Raw genomic sequence first — 12,220 nt, 5'->3', positions numbered from 1 at the left:
GCCGCGGTCAATCCCAGACGAGGAACACCACTCGGTGATGTCCGATCACGGGCGGAATGTCGGTGTAGTCCTCCATCGACGACTCGTCCGATTCGACGATGCCGTCGCTGTGCAGCCACTCGACGTCGAGCATCTCCTCCAGCTCGGCTGCGGGAAGTGTCGTGGACAGCAGCACCGATTCGGCGATGACGTCTCCGGTCGCCTCGTCCAGCTCCGTGTCGTCGTGAAGTCCGATGCGTATCCACGCGATGTCATCGCGTTCGCCGAGCGTCCGCAGCCGGTCAGCGATCTCCGCGAGCGTGGGTCGCCCGAAGCCCCAGCGATTGGGTGCGAGGGAGTCCTCGGCGACGTTGCCATCGAAGAACTCGTCGAGAGTGAGCAGCGGAAGCCGATCACCCGCAACGCGGGCGGCGATCTCGGCGGTCGTGAGCATGGCGGACTCCTGTCTGGATGTGTTCCATTCTGGGCCGCCTCGTACGATGGGCGCATGCAGACGGGGACACGGCCAGCTCTCATCCGTCGGCTGCCTTCTCTGCCGCGATGGGTGCGGGAGCTGGTCCTCGCGCTCCTGGTCGTGCTGGGGCTGTGGTTGACCGTGGCACCACATGACGGCGCAACGCGGGCGATTCAGCTGCTCCTGGCGGCCGCCGCACTCGCGGGCGTGGTGCTGAGCGCACGTGCTCCCGGCTGGGGAACGTTCCTCGCCGCGGCGGCGACTGTGAGCGCATGGGCCGCGGGCGTGACCGCTGATCCCTTCCTGCTCACCGGCTTCGCGCTGTTTCGCTGGGCCAACGTCCGCGGCACGCGTCGCTTCCCGTGGTGGATGCTCGCTGCGGCCACCGGGGTATTGATCGGTGCGGCCGTGCTCGGTGGTGACGCGGTGAGCGGCGGCATCCGCCTCGTGCTGTTGAGCGGGGGTGGTGCTGTCGGCTGCCTGGATGCTCGGGGTGCGCACGCGGGAGGGCGAGCTGGCGGTCGGGGCGCGCTCGCGCACTGAGGAGCGGCTCCGGCTCTCACGCGATGTTCACGATGTGCTGTCGCACTCGCTGGGGTCGATCGGCGTGCGTGCGGGCGTCGCTGCCCACGTCGAATCGCTAGGGGCGACTGAATTGCGCGCCACCCTACGGGACATCGAGAGTGACGCGCGCTCGTCGCTCGGCGATCTGCGCGATCTGCTGCATCGCGAAAGGGCCGGAGACACGGACGCCCCGGTGCCCGTGCTGTCTGTCGCGCTCGCAGACATCGCTCGGGACGCGGAACGCACGGGTGTGACCGTGGCGCTGGGCGTCGATCCTGCCGTGGATGCCCTCCCGGTCGCGGTACGGACCACGGCACAGCGGATCATTCGTGAGGCAGTGACCAACATCATCCGTCACGCTGCCCCCGCGTCGGCCGTCGTGACCGTGCACCTGAACTCCGACCGATTGCAGGTGCGTGTGGCGGACACCGGTAGTCGTGCGCCGGCGGGGATCCGAGCGGGTAATGGTCTGACCGGAATGCGAGAGCGGGCGGAACTGGTCGGCGGAACCGTGGACTGGGTGGCGACGGCGACGGGTGTCACCGTGGTGGCTGATCTCCCATGCGCACCATCTGCGGAGGAGCGATGAGCGAGATCCGAGTGGTCATCACCGACGACGAGCCGGCCGTTCGTGACGCGCTGCGGCTGCTCGTGGACAGCGATCCGGGCCTGGCGGTGGTGGGTGTGGCCGTGGACGGAGACACCGCGATCGAGCTGGTGCGACGCGAACGCCCGGACGTCGTGCTGATGGATGTTCAGATGCCGAGACGGGGCGGCATCGAAGCCACCCGGGTGCTGACGTCCGCTCAGCGAGCACCGCGGGTACTCGTTCTCACCACGTTCGATCTCGATGAGTATGTGTACGGCGCGCTCAGTGCTGGTGCCTCCGGTTTCCTGCTGAAGAACAGCACGCCGGCGGACATCCTCCGTGCGATCCGCGTGGTCCATGAGGGCAACGCCCTGCTCGCCCCGGAGGTCACCCGTCGACTGATCTCGAGGTTCGCTCCGCAGCGTGACGACTCCGTTCTCGCTGCGCTCACTGCGCGCGAACGCGAGACGCTCGTGCTCATCGGGCAGGGAAGCAGCAATGCGGAGATCGCGGCGGCCCTGTTCGTGACGGTCACCACGGTTCGCACCTATGTGAGTCGGATCCTGACGAAGCTGCAGGCCCGCGACCGTGCCGGCCTCGTCGTGATCGCCTACGAGACCGGATTGATCACGCCACCGCTGCGCTGACCGGCGAACTGTCGACTCTCGCAGACAGACACGGCGATCCGGTACCGGCGGTCTCGTCATGGCGACCTGGGCATTGCTGCTCTGCCTTGCCGCCTGGCTCGCTCTGCGCCTTCGCGATGCATGAGGCCCCGGCGCGTGCGTTCTGAGCTAGCTCTCCGACGAATCCAGCAGAGCGCGGAGGTGCTTCTTGTACACCCGGAAGGCGAGTCGGCCCTCGTCGGTGAGACTCACATACGTGACGGGGTTTCGTCCCTCGAGCACCTTCTCGACGATGGCGTAGCCCGAGTCCTCGAGCTTGCGGAGGTGCGTCGCAAGATTTCCCGACGTCGTGCTGAGGAGGGTCTGCAGCCGGGGGAAGGAGAGCGAGTCACCACTCCCGAGGGCATCGAGGATCGTCACGATGCGCAGTCGCGCCTGGACGTGGATGACAGGGTCGAGCTCATCCATGGCTGGCACTCGTGACGGACCCGGTCGTGAGCGCAGGCTTCGCCGTCTCGATGATCGCCAGGACCAGGAATCCCACGCCCCCGACGACGCCCGCCAGAAGGTTGTGCGGCGGCGACACGGCCAGCGAGCCGAGCCCGACGACGAGGATCCAGACGCCGAAGACGAGCTGAGACCGGTCGTTCCACAGCACGGCTCCGGCGACGGAGAGAGCTCCGATCACCAGGCAGGGGCCGGCCATCCAGTAGGAGAGCATGACGTCAACGGGGACTCCTGCGCTGGTCAACCGCCAGCCGAGCAGGCCGATCAGGGCGAAGGCAACGGGGTAGATGTTGCCGAAGATCGCGCCCTGCACCACAGACGGCCCACGCGTGCCGGTGCCGCGTCGGGCCGAGTGGACCGTCGAGATCACGATGGCCGCGGCGACGGCGACGGCCGCGACGGCGAGGCCTGCCGCAAGGGGGAGCGGCTGGCCGCTGTTCGGCGCGAAGGCAAGATAGAGCGCGGCGAAGCTCACGATCCACGCTGCGCCCCACGTGACATAGAGCAGGCGCGCGTTCGGCGCCAGTGCCAGTTTCGCCTTGTCACTGTCATCCGCAATCCCTCGCAAGATGGCTGCCGGATCGGCCGCTTGGTCTTCACCACTCATGACGCACCTCCGTGTTCATCTCCTGCTGCGATCTGCAACACAAGCTACTTTGTAATGACAGCAACTTTGTAGCACAAAGTCAACAGCCATGTGCAAGCGTGCTCTGATCGTCGGTCGCGGGATGTCTTCGGACAGGCCCGCGTTGGGTCCTAGATCCAGCCGCGTTCCCGCGCGATGCGGGCGGCGGTCTGGCGGTCGTCGGCGTGGAGTTTGATGATCGCCGACGAGGCGTGATTGCGGACCGTGCCCGAGGCGAGTCCCAGTTCGCGTGCGATGTGTTTGAGTGGCAGACCCTGGTCGGTGAGTCGGAGCACGTCTGTCTCGCGCGGAGTGAGCGGGCTCTCGTCTTCTGTGAGCGCGGCGGCGGCCAGGCTCGCGTCCACATAGCGTTCGCCCGCCGCGACCCGACGGATGATGTCGGCGAGCTCTCCGGCCGGCGTCGACTTCGGAACGAATCCGCGGACACCGGCGGACAGGGCTCGTCGCAGTGCGCCGGGCCGCGCGTGGCGGGTGACGATCACGACGACCGCATCGGTCTGCGCGATGATCTCCCGAGCCGCGTCGACGCCGTCCATGCCCGGCATCTCGAGATCGAGAAGGGCGATATCCGGTCGATGAGTGAGGGCGGTGCTGACGGCGCTCGCTCCATCCTGAGCTTCGCCCAGAACATCGATATCGGGTTCCAGGGCGAGCAGCGCAGCGAGCGCGCCGCGGATGAGCTGCTCGTCGTCTGCAATCACCAGGCGGATCATCGGTTGACCTCCGAAGGTGTGACATCGGGACGTGGAATGCTCACGATCACCTCGAACCACTCGCCGTCGCGATGCGCGGTGACGCTGCCGCCGAACGGTGCGACCCGATTGCGGAGGCCGCTGAGCCCGGTTCCGCCCGTCTTCGTCGCGCCAGCCCCGTCGTTGCCGACGGTGAGCTCCCATCCGGCGGCGGCGAACTGCAGCCGGATCTTCGCGCGGGTGGCGGAGCTGTGGCGGAGGATGTTCGTGGTCGCTTCGCGCAGGGCCACGGCGAACAAGGTCTCCAGCTGGGGATCGAGCCCCGTGCTCTCCAGCGCCACCTCGCAGTCGATGGCTGCGGAGCGGAGTACGGCCGCGGCGTTTCGAGCTTCAACGGTGAGGGTCACCGAGCGGTAGTCGTTCACCACAGCTCTGGTGTCTTCCAGCGCTTCGCGCGCGATCGCTCGGATCTGCGCGACCTCATCGGCGGCGCGTTCCGGATCCTGTTCGAGCAGGCGCTCAGCCAACTCGCTCTTCAGGGCGATGACCTGGAGGTGGTGACCCTGAATGTCGTGCAGGTCGGTGGCGAACCGCAGCCGCTCCTGAGCGATCGCGAGTTCGGTTGCGACCTGGCGGGCGGTCTCGAGCCTCAGCACCACGCGCAGCGCCCACATCGCGCTCGTGGGGAGCAGGACGAACATCCCCAGGGTCGCCAGCATGACGTAGGCCTCGGCGCCGGGCCCCGCCGGTGAGATGCCGCGGAACGCGGTGACGGCTCCGGTCGCGAGCAGTCCGATCGTCACTGCGATCACGCAGGCTGCCCACCGTGCTCGCAGGACGCTGGCGATGATGCCTCCAGCAACGGCGAGCATGAAGCCCCATCCCCAGCCCGCGAAGGGGGCGGCGATCGCTGCCGCCCAGGCGATGGTGGACAGGGCAGCGGCGAGCAGGAGTGCTGGATGCGTTGCGCTCCGAGGCTTCGGTCGGCGGACAACCGTCAGAACCGAAGCCGCCATCGCTCCCGCCGAGATCACGGTGAGCGCTGCGAGTGTCACGGATCGTGGGTCACCCGGCATGAGCTCCGCCATGATAGCCACTCCGGCGCCGACCGCGATGATGGCATACAGGCTCGCGGCCGTGGAACGGCGCACCCAAGTGGAGTCACGCGAGCTCCGCGCCGCGGTGTGCCCGGGCTGCGTCATGCGCTCAGCGTACCGGCAGAGCCGAGAGGAACTCGTCGGTGTCCTGCGCGATGGTCTCGGACTGCGTGTGGTGCAGGTAGTGGGTTCCATCGAGGGGGACGACGCTGCCGTTCTGCAACCGTGCGACCTGCCCGTCGTGCAGGTTCTTCCAGTTGTCGAAGTCGCCGTCCTGGGTGGCGATGAACAGCAGGACCGGCAGGTCTGCGGGGAAGGTCGCAGTGGCGGCCGCGCCGAAGTTCGCGGAGGCGTTCTCGAGTTCGTTCAGAACGGTGGGCTCCGACGCATTGCGCGTGGTGAAGTAGCCCATCTGCTGCTTCTCATCGTCTGAGTAGGGCAGGCCCGCGTACGGATCGCCGCTCAGCGCGGACAGTGCTCGCGTGATGCCGAGATTGCGCAGGTCGGTGATCCCGGCGGTCGATGTGGGGTCATCCCACCCCGGCTGGTTCGGCACGCTGGTGTCGATGCCCACGAAAGCACGCAGCTCGTCCCGATACTGCTCGGCGTAGGTGAGGGCGTACAGTCCCGCGATCGAGTGTCCCATCAGGGTGTAGCGGGTGATGTCCACCTCCTGCAGCGCGGTGTGGACTTCCTCGACGATGTTCTTCGTGGTGCGGGGGACGTCGGTCTGGTCGCTGAGGCCGTAGCCGAACGGCTCGACCACGACGACGCGGTGATCCTGCTCCAGCTTGGTGACGAGCGGCTGATAGTCCAGCCACGGCGATGCGGTGCCGAGTCCCGGCAGCAGCACGATCGTGTCGTCACCGGTACCGGTGATCACGACGTTCATCTCGTGCCCATCGACGTCCACACGCTGGCCGTAGTCTTTGATGCTCGCCAGTTCGTGCCGCGTCGCCACGGCATTGACGGCGAACGTGGTGCCCAGCAGGACGACCGGAATCGCCAGCACGGAGCCGAGGGTGATCAGGGTGACTTTCAGAGGCTTTCGCATACCTCCAGCCAACCGGTGCGGGGTGGTGGGGAGAAGTGTCGTGATGTCACGCCCGCCCGTGACATGCGTCATGGGTGAGGCGCGGCACGGATCGAACCGACGTGTTTCACCGTGGATGTCGTCGGTTCACGACGCGTGCGCTCGGCGCGAGCTGGCTGATGCGAGTCTCAACGAGTTCTGACACCGCGGGCGACTTACGGCCGGATGAGTGGAGAGCACGATCGTCCTGTGGTGGGCCCTGCCGGGATCGAACCGACGACATCCACGGTGTAAACGTGGCGCTCTACCAGCTGAGCTAAAGGCCCTCGTCGTCCATACTATCCGGCGTGCGGCGTCCGCCGAGCACGTGGCGGGTATATAAGTACAGGGCTGATATCTCGTCGATATCAGCCCTGTACTTATGGGATGTCACACCGCCACGAAGCCCAGAATGGCGCTCACGAGGGAGAGTGCGCCCAACACCACGGACGGCAGAACCGCCTTCGCCGGGTCCCGGTGACGGAGGTGAACCACCACCGCGCCGATCATGACGATCGCGAGGCATGTCGCGGCGATGGGGGAGAGGACGGGGACGATCCCCGTGGCGAGCGGCAGGATTAGGCCCAGCGCGCCCACCACCTCGGCGACGCCGATCGCCTTCAGTGCGGCGGGCGGGAATCCCTTCGCCCAAGCCATACCGGAGGCGACGAGAGCATCCTTCGACTTTGCGAGCTTGTTGGCGCCCGCGCCGAGGAAGCCGAGAGCGAGCAAGGAGTTGATGACCCAGAGGGCGATGATCATGTGGTTCCTTCTGTGAACAGAGTTACGATGAGTAACAGACATGATGATGCGTCAGTTCTGGGGCGCGTGCAAAAGGCACACGGAGGTAAGCAGGTGACATCGATCGTCGAGCCGAGCGCGTACGAGAAGGCGTGCGACGGGCGCGGGCCCGCCGATCACGGGCGCGTCGTCCGCGAAGTCCTGGATCGGGTCGGTGACAAGTGGTCTGTCCTGGTCATCGGCGCGCTGCGCGAGCAGCGACTCCGCTTCACCGAGCTCCTGCACGCCATTCCTGGAATCTCGCAGCGGATGCTCACGCTCACCGTCCGCCAGTTGGAGCGCGATGGACTGCTGACGCGCACCGTTTACGCCGAGGTGCCGCCGCGCGTCGAGTATGAACTCACCGATCGCGGGCGCGGCTTCGTGGAACTCGCCCTCGCACTCGCCGAGTGGGCCATCGAGAACCGCGAAGCCATCGAGGCTTCGCGCGAGGACTACGACGCTCGAAATTGAAGTATATAGCTTATAAAACAAGAATATAAGCTATATACTTCCATCATGACTGAGATCGTGGGGATCATCGTCGACATCGTCGGCTCCCGCCGCGCTGATGATCGCGCGGCCGTGCAGGCGAGCGTCCACGCCATGTTCCGCGAGGTGGACGAGATCGTCGCGCCGGTGCGCCCGCTGTGGTCCACCGCTGGTGACGAATTCCAAGCCATGTACTCCACGGTGGCCGAAGCCTGCGTCGTCACGACGCTGGTCCGGCTCGCCGCCGCGGACAGCGAGACCGATGTGCGCTTCGGAATCGGCCGTGGGCAGTCGCACGTGGTCTCCGGTGTGGCCGATGAGGTGTCCATCTACGATGGCAGTGCCTGGTGGGCGGCGCGCCGAGCGATCGACACCGTGCACCGGCTAGCCGGACGAACCGGACCCGCGCGGACATGGGCGGTGGACAACGATGACGAACCCGCCGACACCAATGCCGCGCTGCTCCTCCGCGATGAGATCATCGGCGCGATGAAGCCACGGGAGGCTCGAATCGCCCGGGCCATGATCGGCGGACAATCACAGGCCCAGATCGCCGAGGCAGAGGGGATCACCCAATCCGCCGTGTCGCAGAGCGCCCGCCGTTCGGGGGCCGCCACGCTGGTGACGGTGCAGTCGTTGTGGATGGGAGGACGCGCGTGAACATCATCGCCGGGCTGCTCGTGGTGGGAATCGCGGGTGCCGACATCATCGGATGGCTCATCACGCGTGCGCAGAGAGGGAATCGTTCGCTCGCCGTGCGGGTCCTCGCGATCGCGGTGTGGTCGGTCCTCGTCGCCGTCGCGGTGGTGCCGTTGCAGGCACCGGCGGCATACGCCCCGGTGCTCGCGGTTCTCACCTTCGTCTGGCCGGTGCTCGCGGGTCTGTGGGCAGTATCGGTGCTCGGATACATCGCCGTCATCGCGGGGATTCTGGTCGCCGGCGGAACGGGGGTTGCGTTGACCGGCACGTTCGGCACCTTCGGATACGTGGTGACCACTTCGATCCCGCTCGGCAAGCCGGTCGCGATGATCGGCGTCGCCCTCTTCCTCGGCCTGAGCGCGAACCTCGTCTGCCGCGGGGCCCTGCGCCGCGCCCGTGTCGCAGAGGAACCGTCACTCATCACCACCACCGGGCACACCCAGCAGGGCGCACCGACGATGCGCGCTCGCATCACGGACGCCCTGCGCACACGCTGGCTGACCGATCCGCTGCGCCCGGGCGAGATGCGCGGCGGCCGCCTGATCGGCCCGCTCGAGCGGTGGATCATCCTGGCCCTCGCCCTGGCCGGAGCGCAGGGAATCATCGCCGCGCTGATGGCTGCCAAGGGCATCGTCCGCTTCCCGGAGATCTCGAAGAACGCCGGTGAAGGATCCAAGGCGGAGGAGTTCCTCGTGGGCAGCCTGATCAGCTGGGGCCTGGCTGGCGCCGGTGCTGCACTGGTGGCGTTCGCATGAGCGGCGCACGTGAGCAGGACATCGTCCGCGTCGAGACAGCCGTGGGTGCTCGGTTCCCCGATTGGCTGCGGGATCGACTCCTCGCCGAGAACGGCTTCATCCTCGACGACTCCGCAGGAAGGACGGGTCGCACCTGGGGAATCCTGCCGGTGCGCGACGACGGCGACCGCAAGCGCATGATGCGCACGGCGGAGGACATCGCGCGCGCCACGGCCACCGCACGCGCGGTCGATGTCGTTTCATCCCCAGGGTTCGGTGAGCCGCAGCCGGGACAACCGTTCCCCGCCGATGGCGTGGTCATCGGTTTCGGCTGGAGCGAACTGGAACGCCTGACGCTGCTCCCGGATCCGGCAGACCCGGAACGTCTCGCAATGACGCTGTACCGCCAGATGCAATTCGCACCCATGGAGCCGCTCGAGCTGCGGCTGGACGAACTCGCCCTTGATCCCACTGCCTTTGACACCGGAGAGGAACTGCCCTCTTTCCGCTATCACCCGGATCCGATCGCGACGGGATCGATCCGCCGGTCACTGAACACCTGCTCACGGTGCGAACGCCCACGCGGATGGGAGTATGCCTCACGCCCCTACGGCCGTGCGGAGCTGGATCACATCTGCCCGTGGTGCATCGCCGACGGATCAGCCGCTCGCGCGGGTGCGCTGTTCGTCGACACCTGGGCGCTGGATGAAGCGGGCATTGCCGAGGACATTCAGGACGAGGTGGCGACCCGGACGCCAGGCTTCGCGACTTACCAACCTGAGGAATGGCAGTCCCACTGCGATGATGCTGCCGCGTTCGTCGGCGTACTCGATGCCGACGGCCTGCGCGTGCTCGCCCCCGAGCGTCGGGAGGAGCTGGGAATCACCGAGGACGCGATCGAGGCGGCGGCGCAGCAGCAGGCCGGTTTCGCCGTGTTCGGCTTCCGGTGCCTGCACTGCGGCGCCACCCTCGGATTCCTCGATATCGACTGAGCGGCGTCGCCTCAGGCCACCGCGAACGTCGCGCGCAGCAGCCGCGCCTCGTCGCTGGACGGGCCGACACGCAACTCGAACGCACCCGACTCGACGATGCGATGACCCTCGGCGTCGACGATCGTGCACTCGGCGACCGGCACCTCCACCAGAACCTCGCGCGTCTCACCCGGTGCGAGATCCACCTGAACGAACGCCTTCAGCTCCCTGTCAGCCCAGCTGACCGAGGTGATCGTGTCGCTCACGTAGGCCTGCACCGTCTCACGCGCGGGTCTCGCCCCGGCGTTCGTGATCGTCACCCGAGCGCGCACGATCTCGTCGCGCGCGTAGGAGTCGGCGTCGAGCACCACGCTGTCGTACGTGATCGTCGTGTAGGACAGGCCGTGGCCGAACGGCCACGCCGGCGCCTGCGTGAGATCGGCGTAGCGGTCGCCGTGCTGGCCGCGGATCTGGTTGTAATAGGTGGGCTGCTGACCCACGTGCCGCGCGAACGAGATCGGCAGTCGCCCACTGGGCTCGATGAGACCGAGGCACAGCTCCGCGATCGCGCGTCCGCCCTCCATGCCCGGAGATGCGGCCCAGATGATCGCCGCCGCATTGCGCGCGGACGGCGGCAGCACCAGCGGCTTGGAGGCCAGCAGCACGACGATCATCGGCGTTTCGGTCTTCGCCAGCGCATCGAGCAGGGCAATCTGTCCGCCGATCAGCTCCAGCGTGGCCGTCGAACGCCCCTCACCGACGAGGTCGATGACGTCACCCACCACGGCAACCACGAAATCGGCGGCCTCCGCCTGCGTCACGGCCTCGGCGATCAGCGCAGCATCGGGCTCGGCCGGGACCACCACCTGCGGGCGGGGCTGGCCGTCAGGGAAGAACTCACCGGCAGGATCGGTCTCCAGCGTGAGCACCTCGGCGCCGCGGCCGAACGGGACCTCCCAGCCCGAGGGTGCGAACCGGCGGAAGCCATCCAGCACGGTCGTGATCAGCTCGCGGGGCTGGCCGTCGGGCAGCCACCCGGCCTGGCCGGAGTTTCCGGCCCAGTCGCCCAGCTGGTTCTGCGCGTCATCCGCGAGCGGTCCCACGACGGCGACCCGGCGTGCGGCGGTCTCGGATGTCTGGTTCGCCAGGGGAAGCACCCCGTCGTTCTCCAGCAGCACGAGGGAACGCCGCGCGATCTCCAGGTTCAGGGCCCGGTGCTCGGGTGTGTTCAACACGGCGGCGATCCGATCCGCATCGGGGCGGCGCGGATCCTCGAACAGTCCGAGTTCGAACTTCAGGGTGAGGATTCGTCGCACCGCGCGGTCCAGGTCCGCCTCGGTCAGCAAACCGGCCTCGATGGCCTCCAGCGCACCCTCGAAGAACCCGGGAGTGGTCATGATCATGTCGTTGCCCGCGATGACCGCGGCCGCGGCGGCATGCGCATAATCCGGCTGCACTCGCTGCTCCCACACCATCCGACCGACGTTGTCCCAGTCGGTGATGAGCGTGCCGGTGTAGCCCCACTCGCCACGCAGCACGTCGGTGAGCAGCCAGTCGTTCACCGTGATCGGCACGCCATCCATGGACTGATAGCCGAGCATGAAGGTTCGCGCGCCCTCGCGCGCGACGCGCTCGAACGGGGGCAGGAACCAGGACCGTAGCTTCCGGCGAGAGATGTCCGCCTCGCTGGCGTCACGGCCGCCCTGTGTCTCCGAGTACCCGGCGAAGTGCTTCGCGGTGGCCAGGATTGCGGTGGGATCTGCGAGACCTTCACCCTGATATCCGCGCACCATCGCCGAGGCGAGTTCGCCGATCAGGTGCGGGTCCTCGCCGAACGTCTCGTTCACCCGACCCCAGCGGAGATCACGCGTGATGCACAGCACGGGGGAGAAGGTCCAGTGGATTCCCGTCGCCGCGACTTCGACGGCGGTGGTTCGTGCCGCCTGCTCGATGAGTTGCGCGTCCCACGACCCCGCCATGCCGAGCTGCGTCGGATAGATCGTGGCGCCGCCGAAGAAGGAATGGCCGTGGATGCAGTCCTCGCCGATGATGAGCGGGATCCGCAGACGTGTGCTGTCGGTCAGCTCGTGCGCCTGCTGCAGGCGTTCCGGGGAGGCGTGCAGGATCGAGCCGACGTGCTTGCGCAGCACCTGATCCGCGATGTCGTCGCGGGCGTCGAGCTGCATCATCTGCCCGACCTTCTCCTCCACGGTCATCCGTGAGACGAGGTCATCGACGCGATCGGAGATGGGGAGGGTCGCGTCCTGATAGGGCGTCGGGGTGGTCATGGTGGATCC

At 67.3% G+C, this 12,220-nt stretch carries 15 protein-coding genes and 1 tRNA gene; 7 read left to right on the top strand and 9 right to left on the bottom strand.

Annotated elements, in window-relative coordinates; all coding sequences use genetic code 11:
• Positions 1-7 precede the first annotated feature (7 nt).
• Positions 8-433, bottom strand: a complete 426-nt coding sequence (locus tag ACI3KU_RS09540; protein ID WP_404922078.1) for a hypothetical protein — start codon at positions 431-433, stop codon at positions 8-10.
• Between the two features lie 54 nt (positions 434-487).
• Between ACI3KU_RS09540 and ACI3KU_RS09535 the strand changes: the two genes are divergently transcribed.
• From ACI3KU_RS09535 to ACI3KU_RS09525, 3 genes are read left to right on the top strand one after another with little or no spacing between them, the layout of a single operon-like run.
• Positions 488-997, top strand: a complete 510-nt coding sequence (locus ACI3KU_RS09535) for a hypothetical protein (protein WP_404922077.1) — start codon at positions 488-490, stop codon at positions 995-997.
• Entirely contained in the window at positions 939-1,607 is a 669-nt protein-coding gene (locus ACI3KU_RS09530) for a sensor histidine kinase (RefSeq protein ID WP_404922076.1), read from the top strand. Before ACI3KU_RS09535 ends, ACI3KU_RS09530 begins: the two co-directional genes overlap by 59 nt.
• A complete protein-coding gene (locus ACI3KU_RS09525) occupies positions 1,604-2,254 on the top strand; it encodes a response regulator (RefSeq protein ID WP_404922075.1) in 651 nt (216 codons plus the stop codon). Before ACI3KU_RS09530 ends, ACI3KU_RS09525 begins: the two co-directional genes overlap by 4 nt.
• A gap of 147 nt (positions 2,255-2,401) precedes the next feature.
• Here ACI3KU_RS09525 and ACI3KU_RS09520 read toward each other — a convergent pair whose 3' ends face one another.
• The 7 genes from ACI3KU_RS09520 to ACI3KU_RS09490 all read right to left on the bottom strand — a co-directional run bounded on the left by ACI3KU_RS09520 (position 2,402) and on the right by ACI3KU_RS09490 (position 7,009).
• Positions 2,402-2,701: a transcriptional regulator gene (locus ACI3KU_RS09520; RefSeq protein ID WP_404922074.1), complete on the bottom strand. Its 300-nt coding sequence runs from the start codon at positions 2,699-2,701 to the stop codon at positions 2,402-2,404.
• Positions 2,694-3,347 (bottom strand): hypothetical protein, encoded by a 654-nt coding sequence (locus ACI3KU_RS09515; RefSeq protein WP_404922073.1) that lies wholly within the window; start codon positions 3,345-3,347, stop codon positions 2,694-2,696. The genes ACI3KU_RS09520 and ACI3KU_RS09515 overlap by 8 nt, the downstream gene beginning before the upstream one ends.
• A 149-nt stretch (positions 3,348-3,496) precedes the next feature.
• Positions 3,497-4,099, bottom strand: coding sequence for a response regulator (locus ACI3KU_RS09510; RefSeq protein ID WP_404922072.1), 603 nt, complete (start codon positions 4,097-4,099; stop codon positions 3,497-3,499).
• Complete coding sequence (locus tag ACI3KU_RS09505) at positions 4,096-5,280, bottom strand: sensor histidine kinase (RefSeq protein ID WP_404922071.1); 1,185 nt, start codon at positions 5,278-5,280, stop codon at positions 4,096-4,098. The genes ACI3KU_RS09510 and ACI3KU_RS09505 overlap by 4 nt, the downstream gene beginning before the upstream one ends.
• 4 nt (positions 5,281-5,284) lie before the next feature.
• Positions 5,285-6,229, bottom strand: coding sequence for an alpha/beta fold hydrolase (locus ACI3KU_RS09500; RefSeq protein WP_404922070.1), 945 nt, complete (start codon positions 6,227-6,229; stop codon positions 5,285-5,287).
• Positions 6,230-6,458: 229 nt separating this feature from the next.
• Positions 6,459-6,534, bottom strand: a tRNA-Val gene (locus tag ACI3KU_RS09495).
• A gap of 103 nt (positions 6,535-6,637) precedes the next feature.
• A complete protein-coding gene (locus ACI3KU_RS09490) occupies positions 6,638-7,009 on the bottom strand; it encodes a DoxX family protein (RefSeq protein WP_404922069.1) in 372 nt (123 codons plus the stop codon).
• Between the two features lie 93 nt (positions 7,010-7,102).
• Here ACI3KU_RS09490 and ACI3KU_RS09485 point away from each other — a divergent pair, with 93 nt between their 5' ends.
• The 4 genes from ACI3KU_RS09485 to ACI3KU_RS09470 are packed head-to-tail and all read left to right on the top strand — an operon-like array spanning position 7,103 to position 9,944.
• Positions 7,103-7,501 carry a winged helix-turn-helix transcriptional regulator gene (locus ACI3KU_RS09485; RefSeq protein WP_404922068.1) on the top strand — a complete coding sequence of 133 codons (399 nt, stop codon included), beginning with the start codon at positions 7,103-7,105 and terminating at the stop codon, positions 7,499-7,501.
• 45 nt (positions 7,502-7,546) lie between these two features.
• Positions 7,547-8,179, top strand: coding sequence for a SatD family protein (locus tag ACI3KU_RS09480; RefSeq protein WP_404922067.1), 633 nt, complete (start codon positions 7,547-7,549; stop codon positions 8,177-8,179).
• The gene (locus tag ACI3KU_RS09475) at positions 8,176-8,973 is read left to right on the top strand and encodes a hypothetical protein (protein WP_404922066.1); all 798 of its coding nucleotides are present in this window, start codon (positions 8,176-8,178) and stop codon (positions 8,971-8,973) included. The genes ACI3KU_RS09480 and ACI3KU_RS09475 overlap by 4 nt, the downstream gene beginning before the upstream one ends.
• Positions 8,970-9,944, top strand: a complete 975-nt coding sequence (locus tag ACI3KU_RS09470; protein WP_404922065.1) for a CbrC family protein — start codon at positions 8,970-8,972, stop codon at positions 9,942-9,944. The genes ACI3KU_RS09475 and ACI3KU_RS09470 overlap by 4 nt, the downstream gene beginning before the upstream one ends.
• Before the next feature lie 11 nt (positions 9,945-9,955).
• Here ACI3KU_RS09470 and ACI3KU_RS09465 read toward each other — a convergent pair whose 3' ends face one another.
• Positions 9,956-12,211 carry a glycoside hydrolase family 3 N-terminal domain-containing protein gene (locus tag ACI3KU_RS09465; RefSeq protein WP_404922064.1) on the bottom strand — a complete coding sequence of 752 codons (2,256 nt, stop codon included), beginning with the start codon at positions 12,209-12,211 and terminating at the stop codon, positions 9,956-9,958.
• Positions 12,212-12,220 lie beyond the last annotated feature (9 nt).

Source organism: Microbacterium sp. ZW T5_56 (genome assembly GCF_044987425.1).
GTDB lineage: Bacteria > Actinomycetota > Actinomycetes > Actinomycetales > Microbacteriaceae > Microbacterium.
Note: the sequence above shows the minus strand (reverse complement) of the source record. Positions and strands in the feature narration are given on the sequence as shown.